The 1,164-nt window shown below is 67.6% G+C and carries 2 protein-coding genes; one reads left to right on the forward strand and one right to left on the reverse strand.

Going from position 1 to position 1,164, the window contains the following annotated elements; translation table 11 throughout:
- On the reverse strand, positions 1 to 370 hold a 370-nt coding region (locus tag PKD06_RS15400), incomplete at its 3' end, for a hypothetical protein (protein WP_324381588.1).
- 141 nt (positions 371 to 511) lie between these two features.
- Here PKD06_RS15400 and PKD06_RS15405 point away from each other — a divergent pair.
- Positions 512 to 1,164: heparinase II/III family protein (locus PKD06_RS15405; RefSeq protein WP_324381590.1), on the forward strand; the 653-nt coding region annotated here is incomplete at its 3' end.

Below are 1,164 nucleotides of genomic sequence, written 5' to 3' on the forward strand. Positions count from 1 at the left end.
TTCGGAACGGATCAGGATCACGCATCCCGCCGCGGACCGTCTGCGGCGCGAAGCGATCTCGTCCGTTCTCTACTCTCCGCCGTTCCGTTGGCAATTCGGCGCAACGGCCGCCGAGCAGCTTCTCGTCGTTCCCCAGGACCTGCGCACCGCCGACCCGAGCTTCTGGGACGAGGTCGAGGGCGGTCAGTTCGGCCTCGCCGGCGCCGTCGCACATGCCGACGATGTCTCGCCGTTCGACCTCATCCCTCCGAGCGAAGGCTGGGCGCGGGCGCTGCACGGGTTCGCATGGCTCCGCCATCTGGATGCGGTCGGCAGGCCCGAAGCGCGTGATATGGCGCAGCTTCTCGCGTCCGAATGGGCGATGCGCCATCGCAGCGGCGGCGGCATCGCCTGGGAGCCCCACGTCACCGGGCGCCGTCTCATCTCCTGGATTTCCCATTCGAGCCTGCTTCTGGAGGATGCGAACGCCGAGACCTACGAGATCATCGCGGAAAGTCTCGGTCTCCAGCTCGTGCGCCTTGCCGCGAACTGGCGCACGAGCCCGAGCGGCTATCCGCGCCTGCTGTCGCTCATGGCGCTGCTGCTCGCGCAGCTTTGCATTTCCGGCCACGAGGGACAGGTCAGCGAAACGGAGAAAATCTTCGTTCAGGAGCTCGACCGGCAGATCCTGCCCGATGGCGGGCACATAAGCCGCAATCCCGGAATTCTCGTCGAGCTGATTCTCGACTTGCTTCCGCTCGGCCAGTGCTTTGTCGCCAGGAGCCGCAAGACGCCGCCGGAGTTCGCCTCCGCGCTGAAGGCGATGCTGGGCATGCTGAAGTATATGCGCCTCGGAGACGGCATGCTGGCGCGTTTCAACGGCATGGGCGTCGCGTCGCCCGCAGGGCTCGCGACCGTGCTCGTCTACGACGACAATCCGGGTACCGTTCCGGCGGGCGCGCCTGCGTCGAGGTACATCCGGCTCGAGCGCGGGCCGTCGATCCTGATCATGGATGCCGGGCCGCCGCCGCCGCTCGAATCCGCCGCCGAGGCGCACGCCGGCTGCCTCTCCTTCGAATTCAGCGTCGGCACGACACTGATGCTGGTCAACGGCGGCGCGCCGTCATCCGCCAACGTCGAGTGGCGGGCCGCCGCGCGGGCGACGGCAAGCCACAACACGCTTTG

The sequence above is a fragment of the Enterovirga sp. genome, from assembly GCF_035325185.1.
Lineage (GTDB): Bacteria > Pseudomonadota > Alphaproteobacteria > Rhizobiales > Beijerinckiaceae > Enterovirga.